Source organism: Streptomyces flaveolus, from assembly GCF_044765825.1.
In the GTDB taxonomy this organism is placed as follows: domain Bacteria; phylum Actinomycetota; class Actinomycetes; order Streptomycetales; family Streptomycetaceae; genus Streptomyces; species Streptomyces flaveolus.
The window spans coordinates 254673-275103 of record NZ_JBIWKU010000012.1 but is presented as its reverse complement, the minus strand read 5'-3'; the positions used below and the strand labels follow the sequence as shown (position 1 = coordinate 275103).

Sequence of the window (20431 nt, the reverse complement as noted above, 5' to 3'; positions counted from 1 at the left end):
AGGATGTAAGACTTGGGCGTTGCCTTTCCGCAGACAAGCAGGAGCTAGACACGTGAGCATCGACAAGCCCGAGATCGACTTCCCGGGCGGCGAGCCCCCGGCGGACCTCGAGATCAAGGACATCTGGGAGGGCGACGGCCCGGTCGCGCAGGCCGGTCAGACCGTGACCGTCCACTACGTCGGCGTGGCCTTCAGCACGGGCGAGGAGTTCGACGCCAGCTGGAACCGCGGTACGCCGTTCCGCTTCCCGCTCGGTGGCGGCCGTGTCATCAAGGGCTGGGACCAGGGCGTGCAGGGCATGAAGGTCGGCGGCCGCCGCCAGCTGACCATCCCCGCCCATCTCGCCTACGGCGACCAGAGCCCGACCCCGGCGATCCAGCCCGGCGAGACGCTGATCTTCGTGGTCGATCTGCTCGGAGTCTGACCGACGTCCGATCGGAGCCGGTCATTCGGGGCCCATGCCTGGTCGGGCATGGGCCCTCGGCTTTTGCCGCGTCGGCGCGGGACGGTACGGTCATCCGTCGTAAGCACCATAGGGAGAAGGGCGTCGATGGCCATTGCCAAGGCCGAGCGGCTGATGAACCTGGCGCTGTGTCTGCTCGGGACGCGGCGGCCACTCAGCAAGCGCGAGCTGCGTGACTCCATCGAGGCCTACCTCGAGGCGGGATCCGACGACTCCTTCAACCGCATGTTCGAGCGGGACAAGGACGACCTGCGGGAACTCGGCCTGGTCATCGAGACCGTCGAGGGCCTCGACGGCGAGATCGGATACCTGGCCCGCCGCGACAGCAACCGACTGCCGCCGATCACCCTCGACGCCGAGGAGGCCGCCGCCCTCGGGCTCGCCGCCAAGGTCTGGCAACAGGCCAGGCTCGCCGGCGCCGCCAGTGGCGCGCTGCAGAAGCTGCGGGCCGCCGGGCTGCCCGAGGACGTCGACCCGTACGAGGCGCACAGCGCTCTCGAGCCGCGCATCCCCGTGCACGAGGCCGCCTTCGAGCCGCTGATGCTGGCCTGCCGCGACCGCCGGCCGGTCCTCTTCGAGTACCGCAAGGCCAATGCCGCGCAGCCCGAGCCACGGCATGTCGAGCCGTGGGCCCTGGAGTGCTGGCGCGGCCACTGGTACCTGGCGGGGTTCGACCGCGACCGCGGCGCCGAGCGGGTGTTCCGGCTGTCGCGGATCACCGGCAAGGTGCGCTCGCGCGGGGCGCGGTTCACCGCTCCGGTGCCCGACGTCGTCACCGTCCGTGAGACGGTCGCGAGCTGGGCGGGGGAGACCGCTGACCGCTCCGCGCTGATCCGGCTGCGTGCGGGCGCGGGCTACCCCCTTCGGGCGAAGGCCACCGCCGTGCGGGAACTCGGCGACGGCTGGGACGAGTTGGAGATTCCGTACGGGCACGGCCTGGACGCCTGGCTGGTGGAGTTCGGGCCGGACGTGGTGGTCCTGGAGCCCGCGGAGCTGCGTGCGGACGTGGTGGACCGGCTGCGTGCCGTGGCCAAGGGCTGAGGGGGAGCGGACAACACAGTGGCAGGCAAACCGGTCAGGCCCGTGAACGCCATCGACCAGACCCGACGGATGCTCTCCTTGGTGACGTACCTGCGCGAGCGCCCCGGCGCCCGCGTCGAGGACGTCGCCCGTGCCTTCGGCATCACCGAGGACGAGCTGGTCTCCGATCTCGACGTGCTGCCCATGTGCGGCACCAGCTTCCGCGGCGGCGATCTGCTCGACATCGACACCGACGGCGAGCGCATCTGGTGGCACAACCCCGCGGCCCTCGGCGCGGACGCGGCCGAGCCGCTGCGGCTCGCCGCCGACGAGGCCACCGCGCTGCTCGTCGCCGCCCGCGCGGTGGCGACCCTGCCCGGTCTGCGCGAGAGCGACCGGCAGGCGCTGCTGCGGGCGACCGCCAAGGTGGAGACGGCGGCCGGCGAGGCCGCGGGCGCCAGCTCGCGCCTGTCCGTCACCTTCGAGTCCGAGGGCGGTGTCTTCGCCGACGTCGACCGGGCGATCTCCGAGCGCCGGCGCCTGTGGATCCGCTACTACTCCCCGGCCCGCGACGAGCTCACCGAGCGCGAGATCGACCCCATCCGCCTCGTCAGCGTGGGACACACGTACGTGGAGGCATGGTGCCGCCGCTCCGAGGCCCGGCGCACCTTCCGGCTCGACCGGGTCGCCGAGATCCGGATCCTCGACGAGCCCGCCGCACCGCCGGAGGTGGAGCTGCGCGACCTCTCCGAGGCGCTGGTGCAGCCCGCGGCCGAGGACCCCGAGGTCGTCGTGGAGGTCGGTCCGGGCGGACGCTGGGTCGCCGAGTACTACCCGCACGACAGCGCGCAGGAGTTGCCCGACGGCGGCCTGCGCATCACCCTGCGCACGCCCGACCCGGCGTCCCTGCGGCGGCTGGCGCTCCGGCTCGGAGGTGACGGCCGGATCGTGTCCCCGCCCGAGCTCGCCGGCAGCGCCCGGCAGGCAGCCCGCGAGGCGCTCGCGGCGTACGACGGGATCGAGGACGTCGCGGCGCACGGTGCCGAGCCGGCACAGGAGACCGCGGCAGGACGGGCGGTGCCCGACGGGCCGGACACCGGGCACGACAGGCAGGAGCGGGCACTGTGAGCGAGACGACGGGGCCCGGTCTGCCGGGCGTGACGGCGGCGTCCGCGTTCGCCGGCATGAGACGTGTCTCGCCGGTCGTCTTCAGGGCCGGCTGCCCGGACTGCCGGGGCCGCTTCGAACTCACTGCCAGCGCCCTGCGCCTGGCCATCGGCGCCACGAGCCGCACCACGTTCTACTCGTTCACGTGCCCCGAGTGCGGGTCCGCCGTCCGCAAGCCCGCGGGGGAGCGGATCGTGGAACTGCTCACGGGCGGCGGGGTCAGGACTCTGCGACTGCACTCCACCGTGTGACCGGCCGGCGGTTCACGGCCGGCCCGCGGGACGGTCTAGGCTCGGCGTCATGTTCTGGCCGATGTTCGCGGTTGCCGTGGGTTTCCTGGGTCTCGCCGTTCTCGCGGTGTTCGCTGTACGGGTGTTCGTCGAGGCACAGCGGCTGGGCCGGCAGGTGACGGACTCGGCGTCCCGCATCAACCGGGCCGCCGCGGACCTGGAGCGCGCCGCGGAGAGCGCCGCCCGTTCCGTGGACTCCCTGTGAACCCTGCCGCGTTCCGGCAGTGACCCGACGGGTGCCGCCAGTCGCGTTCCGTACGGCTCCGCCCTGTCACGGCGCAGGTCCCGGAAGGTACGCTGCTGATCGCGGTCCGGAAAACGAGGCCCGGACGCGGACGGGAGTACGCACGGGGATTGCCTCACGTTTACCCCCGAGCGTTACGATCGCTGCACAACACGATCGGTCGGACATCTGTCCGACGGGTCGGACAGCACCCCACCCAGCCGCCTCGGTGAGAAGGTAAAGACTTATGGGAAGGCTCGGACCTACCGAGATCATTCTTATTCTCGTCGTCATCATCCTGTTGTTCGGCGCGAAGAAGCTCCCGGACATGGCACGCTCGCTCGGCAAGTCCGCGCGCATTCTCAAGTCCGAGGCGAAGGCGATGAAGGACGAGAACAAGTCCGCCGCCCCCGCCGATCCGCCGACCCCCGAGCAGGCCGCGACGCAGCGCACCATCCAGGCCGCCCCCGGCGACGTGACCAGCTCGCGCCCGGTCACGGAGCCGACGGACACGACCAAGCGCTGACGCAGGGCCGGTGGCGACCGGCCCGCCGCACGAGATGAGGATGTGGGTTGCTCAAGTCTGCCCGCAAGAGAGAGAAGGATCCCGAGGGGCGGATGCCCCTCGTGGAGCACCTGCGCGAGCTGCGCAACCGGCTCGCGAAAGGCATGCTGGCGATCACGGTCGTCACCGTGGCGGCGGTCTTCTACAGCCAGCAGCTGATGACCTTCCTCATGGACCCCGTGCCGCGGTGTACCGGCGGGCTGGGTGAGTCGACCGGCGGTGCCTGCGCCGTCATCGCGTACACCGACCTGCTGTCGCCCTTCACCACCACGGTGAAGGTGTGCCTCATGGCGGGCATCGTCATCTCCAGCCCGGTCTGGCTCTATCAGCTCTGGGCGTTCGTGGCGCCGGGTCTGCACAAGCACGAGCGGAAGTACACGTACTGGTTCGTGGCGGCGGCCGTGCCCCTCTTCCTGGGCGGTGGCTGGCTCGCGTACACGATCATGCCCGTCAGCATGCGCGTGCTGCTGGGGATCACGCCGGACGGTTCGGCGAACATCCTGCCGATGGACAAGATCCTGGACTTCATCGTCCGGATGATCCTCATCTTCGGCGGTGCCTTCGAGCTGCCCCTGGTGCTCGTCATGCTCAATGCCGCCGGTGTCGTCACCGGGCGCAGGATGGCCGGCTGGTGGCGCGGCATAGTGATGGGCGTCTTCATCTTCGGTGCCGTGGCGACGCCCACCACCGACCCCGTCGGCATGATCGCGCTCGCGGGGCCGATCGTGGTCCTGTACTTCATGGCGGTCGGGTTCGCCGTGCTCAACGACAAACGCCGGCGCCGCGCCGACCCCGACGCCGAACTCGACGACGACGAGGCGTCCACGCTCGACCTCACGCCGGAACCGGTCGACGAGATCGAACCCGTGACGGCGGCGCGGGCCCTGCCCCAGCAGGCGAGCGGGTCCGCCGACGGCGCCCCGCCGGCCCGGTACAACGGTTACGACGACGTGACCTGATCCCGGGCCGCGACAGCGGTACGCGTGAGGGGCCGGACGGACCGCCGTCCGGCCCCTTACGCGTGGGGCCTCGGGACGAACGCCACATCCCGGGCGGGACGGCGGTATCCGGGCCCGGGTCGGATAAAGATCGTCCTGTTGTCAGTGGGGCCCGGTACGCTCGAAAGTACGATGACAGAGGATCTCTCACCGGCCGAGCGGTACGCGGCAGCCCGTCAGCGCGCTGCCGAGCAGGCCACCGCGCTCGCGTCCTTCCGCGAGATGTACGACTTCGGCCTCGACCCGTTCCAGATCGAGGCCTGCCAGGCACTCGAGGCCGGCAAGGGCGTGCTGGTCGCCGCGCCCACCGGCTCCGGCAAGACGATCGTCGGCGAGTTCGCCGTCCACCTCGCCCTCCAGCAGGGCAAGAAGTGCTTCTACACGACACCCATCAAGGCCCTGTCGAACCAGAAGTACGCCGACCTCTGCCGCCGCTACGGCGCCGACAAGGTGGGCCTGCTCACCGGCGACAACAGCGTGAACTCCGACGCCCCGGTGGTCGTGATGACCACCGAGGTCCTGCGGAACATGCTGTACGCGGGCTCAGGGACCCTCCTCGGCCTCGGCTATGTGGTGATGGACGAGGTGCACTACCTCTCCGACCGCTTCCGCGGCGCCGTGTGGGAGGAAGTGATCATCCACCTCCCCGAGTCGGTGACCCTGGTGTCGCTGTCGGCGACCGTGTCGAACGCCGAGGAGTTCGGCGACTGGCTGGACACGGTGCGCGGCGACACCCAGGTGATCGTCTCCGAACACCGTCCGGTGCCGCTGTTCCAGCACGTGCTGGCCGGGCGCCGCATGTACGACCTGTTCGAGGAGGGCGAGGGCCACAAGAAGGCCGTCAACCCCGATCTGATGCGCATGGCACGCATGGAGGCGACCCGCCCCTCGTACCAGGACCGCCGCCGCGGTCGGCACATGCGTGAGGCCGACCGCGAGCGCGAGCGCCGGCAGCGCTCCCGCATCTGGACGCCGGGCCGGCCCGAGGTCATCGAGCGGCTCGACTCCGAGGGCCTGCTGCCCGCGATCACCTTCATCTTCAGCCGCGCCGCCTGCGAGTCCGCCGTCCAGCAGTGCCTGTACGCCGGACTGCGGCTGAACGACGACGAGGCACGCGCGAAGGTACGCGCCCTCGTCGAGGAGCGCACCGCCTCCATCCCCACCGAGGACCTGCACGTCCTGGGCTACTACGAGTGGCTGGAGGGTCTGGAGCGGGGCATCGCCGCCCACCACGCGGGCATGCTGCCGACCTTCAAGGAGGTCGTCGAGGAGCTCTTCGTGCGCGGCCTGGTCAAGGCCGTCTTCGCCACCGAGACCCTCGCCCTCGGCATCAACATGCCCGCCCGCTCGGTGGTGCTGGAGAAGCTGGTCAAGTGGAACGGCGAGCAGCACGCCGACATCACCCCCGGCGAGTACACGCAGCTCACGGGCCGGGCTGGCCGGCGCGGCATCGACGTCGAGGGCCACGCCGTGGTGCTGTGGCAGCGCGGCATGAGCCCCGAGCACCTCGCCGGGCTGGCCGGTACCCGCACGTACCCGCTGCGCTCCAGCTTCAGGCCGTCGTACAACATGGCGGTCAACCTGGTCGAGCAGTTCGGCCGGCACCGCTCGCGGGAGCTGCTGGAGACCTCCTTCGCGCAGTTCCAGGCCGACAAGTCGGTCGTCGGGATCTCCCGGCAGGTCCAGCGCAACGAGGAAGGGCTGGAGGGCTACAAGGCCTCCATGACCTGCCACCTCGGCGACTTCGACGAGTACGCGCGGCTGCGCCGCGAGCTGAAGGACCGCGAGACCGAGCTGGCCCGGCAGGGCGTGGCCCAGCGGCGCGCCGAGGCCGCCGTGGCGCTGGAGAAGCTGAAGCCGGGCGACGTCATCCACGTGCCGACGGGCAAGTACGCCGGTCTCGCCCTGGTGCTGGACCCGGGCCTGCCCGCCGGACGTTCCAACGGCCACCGCGGCTTCGAGCAGCACGACGGGCCCCGCCCGCTGGTGCTGACCGCCGAACGGCAGGTCAAGCGGCTGGCGTCGATGGACTTCCCGGTGCCCGTCGAGGCGCTGGAGCGGATGCGGATCCCGAAGTCCTTCAACCCGCGCTCACCGCAGTCCCGCCGGGACCTCGCCTCCGCGCTGCGCACCAAGGCCGGGCACATCCCGCCGGAGCGGGCCCGCAAGAAGCGGTCCCAGGCGGCCGACGACCGGGAGATCGCGCGGCTGCGCAAGGCCATCCGCGCCCATCCCTGCCACGGCTGCGACGACCGCGAGGACCACGCCCGCTGGGCCGAGCGCTATCACCGGCTGCTGCGTGACACCTCCCAGCTGGAGCGCCGGATCGAGGGACGGACGAACACCATCGCCCGCACCTTCGACCGGATCGTCGCCCTGCTGACCGAGATGGACTACCTGCGCGCCGACGAGGTCACCGAGCACGGCAAGCGGCTCGCCCGGCTGTACGGCGAACTCGACCTGCTCGCCAGCGAGTGCCTGCGCGAGGGCGTCTGGGAGGGCCTGTCCCCGGCCGAACTCGCCGCCTGCGTCTCGGCGCTGGTCTACGAGTCGCGGGTCGCCGACGACGCGATGGCGCCGAAGGTGCCCTCCGGCAGGGCCAAGGCCGCACTCGGCGAGACGGTGCGCATCTGGGGACGGCTGGACGCCCTGGAGGAGGAGTTCCGGATCAGCCAGACGGAGGGCGTCGGCCAGCGCGAGCCCGACCTCGGCTTCGCCTGGGCCGCCCACGAGTGGGCGTCCGGCAAGGGCCTCGACGAGGTGCTGCGCGAGGCGGAGATGCCGGCCGGCGACTTCGTGCGCTGGTGCAAGCAGGTCATCGACGTCCTCGGCCAGATCGCGGCGGCCGCGCCCCGCGAGGGCTCGACGGTCCCGAAGAACGCGCGCAAGGCGGTCGAGGGGCTGCTGCGCGGAGTGGTCGCCTACTCGTCCGTGGGCTGACCGGTATCTCACCGGCCCGGCAGGGCGCGGTCCGACCCCGGCACACGGGTCGGCCCGCGCCCTGCCGGGCCTTCGTGCGTCCAGGGGCCTGGCGTCACGATCCCTCATCACGGTGAGTGGTCTTCGTGTGCCCGTGCGGCCTTACTCCAGGTGTTCGAATGACTCCCCAGCGTGCAAATGGGCTCGAGGCTACTCCAGTCCTCGTGCCCGTTTCAGGTGCTTGCCGAATATGACACGGCGATGATCCGCTCGGACTAAGCTCGCCCGCAGCGCACCGAGTTGAGGTGAATTCGCGCGCTTGTTCCCAATGCGCCGAAGATCCCGGCAACTCCCAGACATACCCCCCTGCAAGCTCCCCCATACCCGCCGATTCGTTTTCAGAGGGCCTACATGGTGAGTGTTGATTCCCCTCCAGGGCGCCGTGAACTTCCGTACACGCGCACGCTGTTGCTCCCCGCCATACTGATGGCCGCGGCGACCGGGGCCGCCGTCGCCCTGGTGACGGAACCGGCCCGGCTCGCCGTCGGCTGGTGCGGCGCCGTCGCCACACTGCTGGTGACCGCGGCGGCGGCCGAAGCGGTACGCCGGGGCCGTACCCTGCGGGCCGTGCGCGCCGAACACGCCCGTCACAGCGCGTATCTGGAACGGCGGGTGGCGGGACACCACGAGGAGATGGCCCGCCTCGGCGGCGAGATCCTGCCCGCCGCGGTCCACTACATGCGCCGGGGCAACACCCCCGACGAGGTGGTGCGGCACCTGCCCGAACTCGACCCCTCCTACGCCGACCTCGGCGAGCCCCAGCGCCACCTCATCCGCAACGTGTGCGCGATCATCGACCACCAGGACTCCATGCGCGAGTCCGCCGAGCGCTCCTTCGTCGACATCGCCCGCCGCGTCCAGGCGATCGTCCACCAGCAGAACAAGGAACTGCGCGAGATGGAGGAGGACCACGGCCGCAACCCCGAGGTCTTCGACGACCTCCTGCGCATCGACCACGGCACGGCGCTGATCGGCCGCCTCGCCGACTCCATCTCCGTCATCGGCGGCGGCCGGCCCGGGCGCCAGTGGCCCGATCCGGTCGCGCTCTACAGCGTGCTGCGCGGCGCCATGTCCCGGATCCTCGAGTACCGCCGGATCAACCTGGCCTCCATCGCCAAGGTCAACATCAAGGGCACGGCGGTCGAGCCGGTCATCCACGCCGCCGCGGAACTCCTCGACAACGCCACCCGCTACTCGCCGCCCGGGTCCAAGGTGCACGTCACCGCGACCGAGGTGCAGAGCGGCGTGTGCATCGAGATCGAGGACGCCGGCGTCAGCCTCAGCGAGGAGTCCCGCGCCCGCATCGAGGGCCTGCTCGAGGACGCCAAGCGCGGCACGGACGTGCAGGACCTCAGTCACCACCCCCGCCTGGGCCTGTCCGTCGTCGGCCGGCTGTGCACCCAGTACGGCATGGACGTCTCGCTGCGGGCCTCCGCGTACGGCGGGGTCCGCGCCATCCTCATCGTGCCCAGCAAGATGATGACCACCGAGCCCGGCGTCGGCCTCGCCCACGGCATCGGCGCGACCTCGATCCCCACCCCGGGCCCCGACGCCCTCCCCGGCCCCCAGCGCAAGCCCAAGAAGCGCCGCCCCACCAGCCCGCGCATCCCGGCCACGGTCTCGCTCGAGGACGACGTCCCGGAGGTCACCGAATGGACGGCGGGCGGCCTCCCGCAGCGCCGCAGCAGGGTCAAGATGCCGCTCAGCCAGCGGCTCGCCGAGCAGGCGGTCTGGGAGCGTGAAGAGGCCGAGCGCGAGGCCCGGGAGGCCGCCGAGCGGGCCCGGAACGGCATCCCGGTGGCTCCCGAACCCGAACCGGTCGACACGACCCCGCCGGGGCAGTGGGTCGAGGCCTTCTGGGAGGGCCTCAAGCAGCATCCGGGCCTGACCCAGGCCCACCAGCAGTCAGGCAACCAGCCGGCCAGCGCCCCGGCCGACGACGAGGGGAACCTCAAGTGATCGAGCAGCAAGGCAAGTTCGACTGGATGCTCAGGGATCTCTACGACGGCGTCCCGGGCATCGAGATGATCGTGGTGCTCTCCGCCGACGGCCTGCGCATCGCCCGCTACTCCGGTGACCCGGACGCCGCCGACCGGGTCGCCGCGGCCTGCGCGGGCCTGCAGAGCCTGGCGGGGGCCGTCGCCCAGGAGATCCCCACCAGCGACGGCGAGATGAAGATGGTCATCATCGAGATGAACGGCGGCTACTTCTACCTGATGGCCGCCGGCCCCAACGCCTTCCTCGCGGTGCTCTCCGACGTCCGCTGCGAACCCGGCCGGATGAGCCTCAGCATGGCCGACCTGGTCGCCCGCATCGGACCCCATCTGACCAGTCCCGCGCGGCGCAACGGGCAGACCGTATGACTCCTCCGCGACGCCAGAGGCGATCTCCCGGCCAGGATCCGTCCGCGGCGGGCCCGCCGCCCAAGGAAGGCGAACTCCGCAACCCCGAGCGGCTCTTCGTCATCGGCGGGGAGGGGAGCGGCGAGCGCGCCGACATCGACCTGGTCACGCTGATCGTGGCCCGTGCCGACCCGCCGGTGTCCGCCACACCGGAACAGGCGGCCCTGCTGCGGCTGTGCGCCGCACCCCTGTCCGTAGCCGAGCTGTCGGCCTACCTGAGCCTTCCGTTCAGTGTGGTGACCGTGCTGCTCACCGACCTGCTGACGGCGGAACTGGTGCAGTTCCGCGCCCCGATCGTCCGCCAGAAGGTCGCCGACCGATCCCTTCTCGAAGCGGTGATGCATGGACTTCAAAAGCTCTGACACGATTCCGGGCCCACGGACGGAGGACCGGCTGCCGCACACGGCCGAGGCCGCCGTGAAGATCGTCATCGTGGGCGGTTTCGGCGTCGGCAAGACCACCATGGTCGGTTCGGTCAGCGAGATCAGGCCGCTGACCACGGAGGAGACGATGACCCAGGCGGGCATCGGCGTGGACGACAACTACGGCTCACCCTCCAAGACCGCCACCACCGTGGCCATGGACTTCGGCCGCATCAGCATCACCGACCAGCTGGTGCTGTACCTGTTCGGCACGCCCGGCCAGGAGCGTTTCTGGTTCCTGTGGAACGGCCTGTTCGAGGGCGCGCTCGGCGCGGTGGTGCTGGTGGACACCCGCCGTCTGGAGGTCAGCTTCGACGTCATGGGGCGGCTGGAGGAGCGCGGCGTGCCCTTCGTCGTCGCCGTCAACTCCTTTCCGGACGCGCCCCGTTACCCCGTCGCGGAGCTGCGCACCGCACTCGACCTGCCCGAGGAGATCCCCATCCTCGACTGCGACGTACGGCGCCGGGCCTCCAGCCGGGACGTCCTGATGACGCTGATGCGCTTCCTGCACTCCCTCGCCATGAAGGGCGCGCTCACCTGACCCGCGCGGCCGACCGACACCCTGCTGATCCTCACCTCTGTTGCGGAGCGACACTGTGACGCCTGAACGCCACTCCCCGACCGGAACGGGCGACCCCCTGCTCGGACCACCTCCCGGCTGCCCCGCGCACGGCCCCGGACCGGGCGGACTGCACCGGCTGAACGAGACGGAAGACCTGGACGGGCTCTACGAGCGGCTGCGGGGCCAGTACGGGCCGGTGGCGCCCGTGCTGCTCCACGACGACGTGCCGATGTGGGTGGTCCTCGGGCACGCCGAGAACCTGCACATGGTGAGCACCCCGGCCCAGTTCTCGCGAGACAGCCGCATCTGGACCCCGCTCAACGAGGGCATGGTCAAGCCCGACCACCCGCTCATGCCGCACATCGCCTGGCAGCCGATCTGCTCGCACGCCGAGGGCGACGAACACAAGCGACTGCGCGGCGCGGTCACCGGGGCCATGTCCACGATCGACTACCGGGGGCTGCGCCGGCACATCACGCGGCACACCCAGCGCCTCGCCAACCGGTTCTGCGAGGAGGGCCGCGCCGACCTCGTCGGCGAGTTCGCCGAGCACCTGCCGATGGGCGTGATGTGCGAGGTCCTCGGCATGCCGGACGAGTACAACGACCGGATGGTGGAGGCCGCCCGCGACACGCTCAAGGGCACCGAGACGGCCATCGCCAGCCACGGCTACGTCATGGACGCCCTGGGCCGGCTCACCGCGGCCCGCAGGGCGCGGCCCGAGAACGACATCGCCAGTCACCTCGTGACCCACCCGGCCGGGCTCACCGACGACGAGGTCAGGGAACACCTGCGGCTGGTCCTGCTCGCCGCCTACGAGGCGACCGTCAACCTCATCGGCAACGTGCTGCGGGTGGTGCTCACCGACCCGGGCTTCCGCGCCCAGCTCAGCGGCGGCCAGATGACGGTGCCCGAGGCGGTCGAGCAGTCCCTGTGGGACGAGCCGCCGTTCAGCACGGTCTTCGCCTACTTCGCCAAGCAGGACACGGAACTGGGCGGTCAGCGCATCCGCGCGGGCGACGGACTGCTGCTCGGCATCGCCCCGGGCAACGTCGACCCGCGCATCCGCCCCGACCTGGACGCGAGCATGCAGGGCAACCGCTCCCACCTCGCCTTCGGCGGCGGCCCGCACGAGTGCCCCGGCCAGGACATCGGGCGCGCCATCGCGGACGCAGGCATCGACGCGCTGCTGATGCGGCTGCCGGACGTACGGCTCGACTGCGACGAGGACGCACTCAGCTGGCGGTCGTCGATCGCCTCGCGCCACCTGGTGGAACTGCCGGTGCGGTTCGAACCCCGGCCGCAGCAGGACGTGACACAGCGGCCGAGCCACACCGACATCCCGCAGCAGCGCGCCGCCTGGCACATCGGCACCCTGCCGCCGGCACCGGAGCCCGCGCCCAGGGCGCCCACAGCGGCCACCGCGTCCTCCGCTGCGGCGACGGCCGCGCCCAGCGCCCCCACGGCGACGGGCGCGCCGCCCGAGCCGGCCCGCCCCAAGGGGGCTTGGCAGCGCTTCCTGCTCTGGTGGCGCGGCTACTGACGGCCGGCCCACTCCCCGTAGGCCGCCCACGCCCCGAGGGACCGTCCGCTCAGGAACCGGTGCTCGCGCCCCGTGACCGGATCGGTGAACGCCAGCTCCCGCGCCAGCAGTTGCAGCGGGCGCCGGAAGTCGCCGGCCGGCACGGGCGGGGCCACCTCGGGGTAGAGGGGATCACCGAGGATCGGGAGGCCGAGCGCGCTCATGTGCACGCGCAACTGGTGGGTCTGCCCGGTGGCGGGCACCAGCCGGTACCGCCCCAGCGCCGGTGCGCCCGCCGGGCCGGGGCGGCGGTGCTCGGCCAGCTCGACGCGGCTCACGGCGTTCGGTTCGCCCTCGACCTGACGGGCGGCCAGGATCCCGCGCTCCTTCACGATCCGGCTGCGTACGGTCCGGGGCAGGGCGAGCGCGGGATCGTAGGGTGCGACGGCCTCGTACTCCTTGCGCACCCGCCGGTCGCGGAACAGCGACTGGTAGGCGCCGCGCTCCTCGGGGCGGACCGTGAACAGCACCAGCCCGGCGGTGAGCCGGTCCAGGCGGTGCGCGGCGCCGAGCGCGGGCACCCCGAGCTCGCGGCGGAGCCAGGCGAGCGCGGTCTCGGTGACGTGGCCGCCGCGCGGGGTGGTGGCCAGGAAGTGCGGCTTGTCGGCGACGACGATGTGCTCGTCGCGGTACACGACCTCCAGCGGGAACGGCACCGGGACCTCCGGCGGCAGGTCGCGGTGGAACCAGACGTACATCCCGGGCTCGTACGGCGCGTCCGCCGCGACGGCCCGTCCGTCGGCCCCGACGATCCGGCCCGCGCCGAACATGCCCTCGACGGTGCCCGCGCCCGCGCCGGACAGCCGTTCCACCAGGTGTTCGCGCACCGTGGCCCACGGCCCGGCGGCGGGCAGCCGCACCCGCACCGGGTCCACCCCGTGGCGCTGGGGGAGGGGTGAGGGCGGGGGAGGCGTACGGCGTCTCATCGGGTGCCAGCGTACGAGGCGGGGGAGGGCCGCGGAAAACGGGTGGTCCGCGCACCGGCGTCCTGGGAAGGATGCCGGTCATGCCCTGTCTGACGAGCCCCGTTCTCCCGCCCGGCACGCTCTCCTCCACCCCGCAGCCCGTGATCCCCACCGGCGACGGGCTGGTGCTGCGCTCCTGGCGTGCCGAGGACGCGCCCGCCGTCCACGCGGCCTTCCAGGACCCGGTGATGCACCAGTGGCACATCCGTGCGGCCGACTCGGAGGAGGAGGTGCGCGGCTGGATCGCCGAGTGGCAACAGGCCTGGGCGCGGGAGCGGAGGCCGCAGTGGGCGGTCACCGACGTCGCGTCCGACCGGCTCGTCGGCCGCGTGGCGCTGCGGGAAGTGGTCCTCGGCGACGGGGTCGCCGAGGTGGCCTACTGGACGACGGCCGCGGCCCGCGGCCAGGGCGTCGCCACGCGCGCCACGACGGCGCTCGCCCACTGGGCGCTGCACGAGATCGGCTTCCAGCGGCTGGAGCTGCTGCACTCCGTGGCCAACGAGGCGTCCTGCCGCGTCGCGGAGAAGTCCGGGTTCGCCTTGGAGGGCACCAAGCGACGGGCGGTGCTGCACCCCGACGGCTGGCACGACATGCACCTGCACGCGCGCGTGCACGGTGACTGAGGGGGCCGCCCCTCGGCCGGGCGTGGCTGGTGTACTCGGACGGCGCGCGGGACCGTGGGGCCCGTCGTGCTGCCTGCGCAGAGGCCGGACGGCTGGTGCCTCCAGCGCGGCGGCCGGTGTGACGCGCCGCGCCGTACCCGCCGTCGGCGCGCGGCGCCGCCGGTCGGTCGCGCGGTACACGGCGACGGCATCGGCTACGCGGTCGGCGTGCCCTCCTGCTCCGCCTCGACGCGGGCGTTCCACTCGCGCTTGGACGCCTGCCAGCCGTCCTCGTTGTGGCCGAGCCGCCAGTACCCGGAGATGGACAGGTCCTCGCGGGGGATCTCGCGCTCCACCCGCAGCAGCTTGCGCAGCTCCTTCACGCAGGCCGCCTCGCCGTGCACGAACGCGTGCACCCGGCCCTCGGGGAAGTCCAGGCCGCGCACGGCCTCGACCAGGGCCTGGCCCACCGGACGGTCGCCGCGGTGCAGCCAGACGACCTCCACGTCGGAGTCGATCTTCTGCTCCTCCTGGGGCCCCTCGACCTCGACGAAGGCGAACGCGCGGGCACCGTCGGGCAGCGCCTCCAAGGACCGGGCGATCGCGGGCAGCGCGCTCTCGTCGCCCGCGAACAGATGCCAGTCGGCGGCCGGATCGGGGGCGTAGGCGCCGCCGGGGCCCATGAAACGGACGGTCTCGCCCGGCTGGACGCGCTTCGCCCAGGGCCCGGCCAGCCCCTCGTCACCGTGGATCACGAAGTCCAGGACCAGCTCGCGGTGCTCGGCGTCCCACTGGCGCACCGTGTACGTCCGGGTCACCGGCCACTGCTCGCGCGGGAACTCCTCGCGGATCCGCTCCATGTCGAAGGGCTCCGGGTAGGTCACGCCCTCGGCGGGGAACAGCAGCTTCACATAGTGGTCGGTGCAGGTGTCCGCCGAGAACGCGGAGAGATCCCCACCGCCGAGGACCACGCGCTGCATGTGCGGGGTCAGCCGCTCCGTGCGGACGACCTGTGCGGTGTGCGGCTTGCGCGGCCTGCGGCCCGGACGCTCTGCCATGACGGCCTCCCAGTCCCTGAGTTAGGTTTACCTAAGTTAGCATCCCTGTCCCAGTCGGGACCTCATGGTCCACCGCTCCACGAGTACCCCCGGCGCACGGTACGGCTTCCCCTCGGCCGGGCGCTGATTCCGGGCAGCAGGCATTGCTTGCGCCGACGGTACGGCTCAGGCGGTGAGCGTGGTCAGCAGTCGTTCCAGGGATCCGCCCAGACCCCAGCGGGCCGCGAGCTCCTCCAGCGCGGCCTTGTCGCGCGGGGTGTGCGGCAGCGCCGTGGTGACGTCCGGCAGCGGGACGTCGTCGGCGACCCGGACGACCTTGGGGGCGACGGCGAGATACGGCCGGGCCTCGGTCAGCCGCTTGCGCTGCGAGGGCGTCAGCTTCGCCGCCGGGTCGTCGACCGCGGCGAGGATCCCGGCGAGGTCCCCGAACTCGGCGAGCAGCTTGGCGGCCGTCTTCTCCCCGATGCCGGCCACGCCCGGCAGGCCGTCGCTCGGGTCGCCGCGCAGCAGCGCCAGATCGGCGTACCCGCGGCCGTCGACGCCGTACTTCTCGCGCAGCGCCGCCTCGTCGGTGAGCTGGAGCGTGCCGACACCCTTGATCGGGTAGAGCACGCGCACCCCGCGGGCGTCGTCGACGAGCTGGTAGAGGTCGCGGTCGCCGGTGACGATGTCCACCGGCCCCTTCGCGCGGGCGGTGTAGGTGCCGATCACGTCGTCCGCCTCGTACTCGGGCACACCGACGCGGGCGATGCCGAGCGCGTCGAGGACGGCCTCGATGACCGGAACCTGCGGGGACAGGGTGTCGGGCACCTCCTCCGTGTCCGGGCCCGCCGGGCGTTCCTCGGCGACGCGGTGCGCCTTGTAGGAGGGGATCAGCTCCACCCGCCAGTGCGGGCGCCAGTCGGCGTCCATGCAGGCGACCAGGTGGTCGGGGCGGTGGTCCTTCACCAGGCGGTCGATGAAGTCGAGGAGTCCGCGCACGGCGTTCACCGGCGTGCCGTCGGGGGCCTTCACGGAGTCCGGTACGCCGAAGTAGGCGCGGAAGTAGAGGGAGGCGGTGTCGAGGAGCATCAGTCGTCCGGTCACGCCTCGCATCATGCCGCAGGTGATGCGGACGAGCGGTGGACGTCGTGTGAGCCGGGTCACTCATGTGTTTGGGTCGGGGTGATCGGGGCAGGCGCGCAGCCGGGTCGTAGCTGGTTGATTCGTTCAACTGTTAGCCAGGCTTCGTATCCCTGTCCCTGCCCCCGAGCCAAGAGGTAAGCGTGTCAGCGAGGCTAGAGGCCGAGCACCTGTACAAGGTGTTCGGCAGAAAACCGGATCAGGCGGTCGAACGACTGCGCAAGTCGGCCGACCGGGAGGAGCTGCGCGCCGACGGCATCACGGCCGCCGTCATCGACGCCTCCTTCACCGTGGAGCCCGGAGAGATCTTCGTGGTCATGGGGCTGTCCGGGTCCGGCAAGTCCACGCTGCTGCGCATGCTCAACGGTCTGCTGGAGCCGACCGCCGGGCACGTCCGCTTCGGCGGCCAGGATCTGACCGAGATCAGCGAGCGCCAGCTGCGCGAGGTCCGCTCGAAGAAGATCAGCATGGTCTTCCAGCACTTCGCGCTCTTCCCCCACCGCAGCGTCCGTGACAACGCTGCCTACGGTCTTGAAGTGCAGGGCGTGCCCCGCGCCGAGCGCGAACGCCGCGCCGACGAGGCGCTCGCCCTGTGCGGCCTGGCCGGCTGGGAGAAGTCGTGGCCGGACGAGCTGTCCGGCGGCATGCAGCAGCGCGTCGGCCTGGCCCGCGCGCTCGCCACCGACGCCGACCTGCTGCTGATGGACGAGTCGTTCAGCGCCCTCGACCCGCTGATCCGCCGCGACATGCAGGACCAGCTGATCGAGCTGCAGAAGACCCTGAAGAAGACCATCGTCTTCATCACCCACGACCTCAACGAGGCCATGCGCCTGGGCGACCGCATCGCCGTCATGCGCGACGGCCGCATCGTGCAGATAGGCACCGCGCAGGACATCCTCATGCGCCCCGCCAACGACTACGTCGCCTCCTTCACCCAGGACGTCGACCGCTCCCGCGTGCTCACCGCCGGTTCCGTCATGGACACCGACCTGAACGGCGACGAGGCCGACTGCGGCTGCGAGACGGCCACGCCCGACACGCCGTTCACCGAACTGTGCGCGATCAGCGCCCGGGTGTCGCACCCCGTGGCGGTCGTCGACGCCGGCGACCGGCTGGTCGGCGTCGTCCCGGCCCGTCGCCTCGTCGCCTTCCTGGGCGAGGAGCAGGCCGAGGCCGCCACCTGCGCCCCGCCGCGCGAAGAGGGTCCGAAGAAGGTGATGTCCCGTGCCTAGGATCCCGCTCGGCGACTGGGTCAACAGCGCGGTCGACTGGCTGCTCGAGCACGTCGCGTGGCTCTTCGACTTCTTCAAGACGGTCTTCACCGGCACCTACGACGGCATCAACACCGTCCTCCAGGCCCCCGAACCGCTGCTGCTCGTCGGCATCTTCGCGGTCATCGCCTTCTGGCTGCGCGGCACGGTCGCCGGTGTCCTCACGTTCCTCGGATTCGCGTTCATCGTCTCCATGGAACTGTGGGAGAACGCGATGATCACCCTGGCGCTGGTCCTCGTGGCCACGATCATCGCCCTGGTCATCTCGGTGCCCGTGGGCATCTGGGCGGCCCGCTCCGACCGGGTCAGCGGCATCGTCCGGCCCGTGCTGGACTTCATGCAGACGCTGCCCGCGATGATCTACCTCATCCCGGCGATCCTGTTCTTCGGCACCGGCGCCTCCGCGGGCATCGTCGCCACCCTGATCTTCGCGCTCGCCCCGGGCGTGCGCATGACCGAGCTGGGCATCCGGCAGGTCGACAAGGAACTGGTCGAGGCCGCCGAGGCATTCGGCACCACGCCCCGCAACACCCTGCTGCGCGTCCAGCTCCCGCTGGCCCTGCCCACGGTGATGGCGGGCGTCAACCAGGTCATCATGCTCGGCCTGTCCATGGCCGCGATCGCCGGCATGGTCGGCACCGGCGGCCTCGGCGGCGACGTCAACGAGGCCATCGGCCAGCTCAACGTGGGCCTCGGTTCCGAGGCCGGCGTCGCCATCGTGATCCTGGCGATCTACCTCGACCGCATGACCAGTGCCCTGGGCACCCAGGTCTCCCCGCTCGGCCGGCGCGCCGCCGCCAAGGCCCGCAGCATGCAGGGCCTGAAGATCTGGTCCTACCGTCCCCACCCCAAGGTCGCCGCCGTCGGCGTCGTGATCCTCGCGCTGGTGGCCGGCGGCATGGGCGTCTTCGGCGGGAACGGCGACGGCGCCCCCGCCGTGGCCGCCGACAAGAACGTCGGCCAGGGCAAGAAGGTCAGCATCGGCTACATCCCCTGGGACGAGGGCGTCGCCTCCACCTTCCTGTGGAAGGAGGTCCTCGAGCAGCGCGGCTTCCAGGTCGACGTCAAGCAGTTCGAGGCCGGACCGCTGTACACCTCGCTCGCCCAGGGCAGCATCGACTTCCAGACCGACTCCTGGCTGCCGACGACGCACGAGCAGTACTGGAAGAAGTACGGCAAGCAGCTCGACGACCTCGGCGCCTGGTACGACCAGACGTCCCTGGAGCTGTCCGTCCCGGCGTACATGAAGGACGTCAACTCCCTGGAGGACCTCAAGGGCAAGGCCGACGTCTTCGGTGGCAAGATCACCGGCATCGAGGCCAGCGCCGGTGAGATGGCCCTGCTGAAGAGCAAGGTGCTCAAGGAGTACGGCCTGGACAAGGAGTACAAGGTCGTCGACAGCTCCACGCCGGCGATGCTGGCCGAGCTCAAGCGCGCCTACGCCAAGCAGGAGCCGATCGTCACCACGCTCTGGTCGCCGCACTGGGCGTACAACGACTACGACCTGAAGAAGCTCAAGGACCCGAAGGGCGCCTGGGGCAAGGGCGACGGCGTGCACACGCTGTCCCGCAAGGGCTTCGCGGACGAGAACCCGGTCGTCGGCAAGTGGCTGAAGAACTTCTCGATGACCGAGAAGCAGCTCACCAGCCTCGAGGCCGAGATCAACAAGGCCGGCAAGGGCGGGCAGCAGGACGCCGTCCGCACCTGGCTGAAGGCCAACCCCGGCGTCGTCGACAAGCTGGCCCCGGTCTCCTCCGGTTCCGGCGCCACCCCGCCCGAGGCCGAGCGTGCCGTGGACGTCGCCTGGTTCCCGTGGGACGAGGACGTCGCCGTCACCTACCTGTGGAAGAACGTCCTGGAGCGGCGCGGCTACAAGCTGAACCTCAAGCAGATGGACGTCGGCCCGGTCTACACCGGCCTGGCCTCCGGCGACATCGACCTCAACTTCGACGCGTGGCTGCCCCACGCCCAGAAGAACTTCTGGGACAAGAACAAGGACAAGCTCACCGACCTGGGCACCTGGTACCAGCCGACCTCCCTGGAGATCGCCGTCCCCTCGTACGTGAAGGACGTCAAGTCCCTCGCGGACCTCAAGGGCAAGGCCGACCTCTTCGACGGGAAGATCATCGGCATCGAACCCGGTACCGGCGAGATGCAGCTGCTCAAGGACGAGGTCATGCCGGGCTACGGCCTGGACAAGGAGTACAAGGTCGTCGACGGCTCCACGCCGGCGATGCTGGCCGAGCTCAAGCGGGCCTACGCCAAGCACGAGCCGGTGGCCGTCGTCCTGTGGTCCCCGCACTGGGCGTACAGCGAGTACGGGCTGACCAAGCTGAAGGACCCCAAGAAGGCCTTCGGCGAGGGCAACACGATCCGCACCATCTCCAGCCAGGGGTTCCCCGGGCAGTACCCGCAGCTCACCGAGTGGATCAAGAACTTCCGCATGAGCGAGGGCGAGCTCGGCAGCCTGGAGGCCGAGATCAAGGACCGCGGCCAGGGCCACGAGGAGCAGGCGGTGGCCGCCTGGCTGAAGGAGCACCCGGACATGGTCGAGCGGATGACCCCGCAGTGACCGGCTGATCCCGCTGGAGTACGGCGTCCGTACCGAGCGTCCCCGAGGGGTGGGGGGGCGGGGCGGGCCCCCCCCCCGCGGCCCCCCCCCCCCCCGCGGGGGCCCCCCCCCCCCCGCGCCCGCCCGACCCAACCCCCCCCCCCCCCCCCACCCCCCCCCCCCCCCCCC

Annotated in this window: 19 protein-coding genes; 16 read left to right on the top strand and 3 right to left on the bottom strand. The window is 71.4% G+C overall.

Features of this window, described 5'->3' with window-relative positions; translation table 11 throughout:
• Positions 1-52: 52 nt before the first annotated feature.
• The 13 genes from ACIRG6_RS31240 to ACIRG6_RS31180 all read left to right on the top strand — a co-directional run bounded on the left by ACIRG6_RS31240 (position 53) and on the right by ACIRG6_RS31180 (position 12634).
• Positions 53-424 carry an FKBP-type peptidyl-prolyl cis-trans isomerase gene (locus ACIRG6_RS31240; RefSeq protein ID WP_189230513.1) on the top strand — a complete coding sequence of 124 codons (372 nt, stop codon included), beginning with the start codon at positions 53-55 and terminating at the stop codon, positions 422-424.
• A 126-nt stretch (positions 425-550) separates the two neighbouring features.
• The gene (locus ACIRG6_RS31235; RefSeq protein WP_189230514.1) at positions 551-1504 is read left to right on the top strand and encodes a helix-turn-helix transcriptional regulator; all 954 of its coding nucleotides are present in this window, start codon (positions 551-553) and stop codon (positions 1502-1504) included.
• 18 nt (positions 1505-1522) lie between these two features.
• Positions 1523-2611: a helix-turn-helix transcriptional regulator gene (locus ACIRG6_RS31230; RefSeq protein ID WP_364676817.1), complete on the top strand. Its 1089-nt coding sequence runs from the start codon at positions 1523-1525 to the stop codon at positions 2609-2611.
• Positions 2612-2667: 56 nt separating this feature from the next.
• Complete coding sequence (locus tag ACIRG6_RS31225) at positions 2668-2901, top strand: hypothetical protein (RefSeq protein ID WP_392127132.1); 234 nt, start codon at positions 2668-2670, stop codon at positions 2899-2901.
• Positions 2902-2950: 49 nt separating this feature from the next.
• On the top strand, positions 2951-3145 hold the full coding sequence (locus ACIRG6_RS31220) for a hypothetical protein (RefSeq protein ID WP_239769938.1): 195 nt from the start codon (positions 2951-2953) through the stop codon (positions 3143-3145).
• Positions 3146-3410: 265 nt separating this feature from the next.
• Complete coding sequence (gene tatA, locus ACIRG6_RS31215; RefSeq protein ID WP_364676815.1) at positions 3411-3689, top strand: Sec-independent protein translocase subunit TatA; 279 nt, start codon at positions 3411-3413, stop codon at positions 3687-3689.
• A gap of 92 nt (positions 3690-3781) precedes the next feature.
• Positions 3782-4687, top strand: coding sequence for a twin-arginine translocase subunit TatC (tatC, locus tag ACIRG6_RS31210; protein WP_350719040.1), 906 nt, complete (start codon positions 3782-3784; stop codon positions 4685-4687).
• A 171-nt stretch (positions 4688-4858) separates the two neighbouring features.
• The gene (locus ACIRG6_RS31205) at positions 4859-7666 is read left to right on the top strand and encodes a DEAD/DEAH box helicase (RefSeq protein WP_318217842.1); all 2808 of its coding nucleotides are present in this window, start codon (positions 4859-4861) and stop codon (positions 7664-7666) included.
• A gap of 390 nt (positions 7667-8056) precedes the next feature.
• Complete coding sequence (locus tag ACIRG6_RS31200) at positions 8057-9664, top strand: sensor histidine kinase (RefSeq protein WP_364676813.1); 1608 nt, start codon at positions 8057-8059, stop codon at positions 9662-9664.
• A 26-nt stretch (positions 9665-9690) separates the two neighbouring features.
• Positions 9691-10068, top strand: coding sequence for a roadblock/LC7 domain-containing protein (locus tag ACIRG6_RS31195; protein ID WP_202436838.1), 378 nt, complete (start codon positions 9691-9693; stop codon positions 10066-10068).
• Entirely contained in the window at positions 10065-10469 is a 405-nt protein-coding gene (locus ACIRG6_RS31190; protein ID WP_318217840.1) for a DUF742 domain-containing protein, read from the top strand. The genes ACIRG6_RS31195 and ACIRG6_RS31190 overlap by 4 nt, the downstream gene beginning before the upstream one ends.
• Positions 10450-11070 (top strand): GTP-binding protein, encoded by a 621-nt coding sequence (locus ACIRG6_RS31185; RefSeq protein ID WP_189230523.1) that lies wholly within the window; start codon positions 10450-10452, stop codon positions 11068-11070. The genes ACIRG6_RS31190 and ACIRG6_RS31185 overlap by 20 nt, the downstream gene beginning before the upstream one ends.
• A gap of 55 nt (positions 11071-11125) precedes the next feature.
• The gene (locus ACIRG6_RS31180) at positions 11126-12634 is read left to right on the top strand and encodes a cytochrome P450 (protein WP_364676811.1); all 1509 of its coding nucleotides are present in this window, start codon (positions 11126-11128) and stop codon (positions 12632-12634) included.
• Here ACIRG6_RS31180 and ACIRG6_RS31175 read toward each other — a convergent pair.
• Positions 12628-13599, bottom strand: coding sequence for an RluA family pseudouridine synthase (locus ACIRG6_RS31175; RefSeq protein ID WP_364676809.1), 972 nt, complete (start codon positions 13597-13599; stop codon positions 12628-12630). The genes ACIRG6_RS31180 and ACIRG6_RS31175 overlap by 7 nt on opposite strands.
• 80 nt (positions 13600-13679) lie before the next feature.
• Here ACIRG6_RS31175 and ACIRG6_RS31170 point away from each other — a divergent pair, with 80 nt between their 5' ends.
• A complete protein-coding gene (locus ACIRG6_RS31170) occupies positions 13680-14261 on the top strand; it encodes a GNAT family N-acetyltransferase (protein WP_364676808.1) in 582 nt (193 codons plus the stop codon).
• 194 nt (positions 14262-14455) lie between these two features.
• On the opposite strand, the gene ACIRG6_RS31165 is transcribed toward ACIRG6_RS31170, so the two are convergent.
• Both ACIRG6_RS31165 and ACIRG6_RS31160 read right to left on the bottom strand, forming a co-directional pair.
• Complete coding sequence (locus tag ACIRG6_RS31165; RefSeq protein WP_364676806.1) at positions 14456-15298, bottom strand: siderophore-interacting protein; 843 nt, start codon at positions 15296-15298, stop codon at positions 14456-14458.
• Between the two features lie 165 nt (positions 15299-15463).
• Entirely contained in the window at positions 15464-16369 is a 906-nt protein-coding gene (locus tag ACIRG6_RS31160) for a 5'-3' exonuclease (protein WP_350719185.1), read from the bottom strand.
• A 194-nt stretch (positions 16370-16563) separates the two neighbouring features.
• On the opposite strand from ACIRG6_RS31160, the gene ACIRG6_RS31155 reads away from it, so the two are divergent.
• Both ACIRG6_RS31155 and ACIRG6_RS31150 read left to right on the top strand, forming a co-directional pair.
• Positions 16564-17652 (top strand): quaternary amine ABC transporter ATP-binding protein, encoded by a 1089-nt coding sequence (locus ACIRG6_RS31155; RefSeq protein ID WP_364676804.1) that lies wholly within the window; start codon positions 16564-16566, stop codon positions 17650-17652.
• On the top strand, positions 17645-20263 hold the full coding sequence (locus tag ACIRG6_RS31150; RefSeq protein ID WP_364819829.1) for an ABC transporter permease/substrate binding protein: 2619 nt from the start codon (positions 17645-17647) through the stop codon (positions 20261-20263). Before ACIRG6_RS31155 ends, ACIRG6_RS31150 begins: the two co-directional genes overlap by 8 nt.
• Positions 20264-20431: the final 168 nt, after the last annotated feature.

Excerpts from the sequence above, each read along its gene's own strand:
- ACIRG6_RS31200 (WP_364676813.1), top strand. The coding sequence starts at position 8,057 with ATGGTGAGTGTTGATTCCCCTCCAGGGCGCCGTGAACTTCCGTACACG.
- ACIRG6_RS31190 (WP_318217840.1), top strand. The coding sequence starts at position 10,065 with ATGACTCCTCCGCGACGCCAGAGGCGATCTCCCGGCCAGGATCCGTCC.
- ACIRG6_RS31170 (WP_364676808.1), top strand. The coding sequence starts at position 13,680 with ATGCCCTGTCTGACGAGCCCCGTTCTCCCGCCCGGCACGCTCTCCTCC.
- tatC (WP_350719040.1), top strand. The coding sequence starts at position 3,782 with ATGCCCCTCGTGGAGCACCTGCGCGAGCTGCGCAACCGGCTCGCGAAA.
- ACIRG6_RS31225 (WP_392127132.1), top strand. The coding sequence starts at position 2,668 with ATGAGACGTGTCTCGCCGGTCGTCTTCAGGGCCGGCTGCCCGGACTGC.
- ACIRG6_RS31205 (WP_318217842.1), top strand. The coding sequence starts at position 4,859 with ATGACAGAGGATCTCTCACCGGCCGAGCGGTACGCGGCAGCCCGTCAG.
- ACIRG6_RS31195 (WP_202436838.1), top strand. The coding sequence starts at position 9,691 with ATGCTCAGGGATCTCTACGACGGCGTCCCGGGCATCGAGATGATCGTG.
- ACIRG6_RS31235 (WP_189230514.1), top strand. The coding sequence starts at position 551 with ATGGCCATTGCCAAGGCCGAGCGGCTGATGAACCTGGCGCTGTGTCTG.
- ACIRG6_RS31185 (WP_189230523.1), top strand. The coding sequence starts at position 10,450 with ATGGACTTCAAAAGCTCTGACACGATTCCGGGCCCACGGACGGAGGAC.
- ACIRG6_RS31175 (WP_364676809.1), bottom strand. The coding sequence starts at position 13,599 with ATGAGACGCCGTACGCCTCCCCCGCCCTCACCCCTCCCCCAGCGCCAC.
- ACIRG6_RS31160 (WP_350719185.1), bottom strand. The coding sequence starts at position 16,369 with ATGCTCCTCGACACCGCCTCCCTCTACTTCCGCGCCTACTTCGGCGTA.
- tatA (WP_364676815.1), top strand. The coding sequence starts at position 3,411 with ATGGGAAGGCTCGGACCTACCGAGATCATTCTTATTCTCGTCGTCATC.
- ACIRG6_RS31220 (WP_239769938.1), top strand. The coding sequence starts at position 2,951 with ATGTTCTGGCCGATGTTCGCGGTTGCCGTGGGTTTCCTGGGTCTCGCC.
- ACIRG6_RS31165 (WP_364676806.1), bottom strand. The coding sequence starts at position 15,298 with ATGGCAGAGCGTCCGGGCCGCAGGCCGCGCAAGCCGCACACCGCACAG.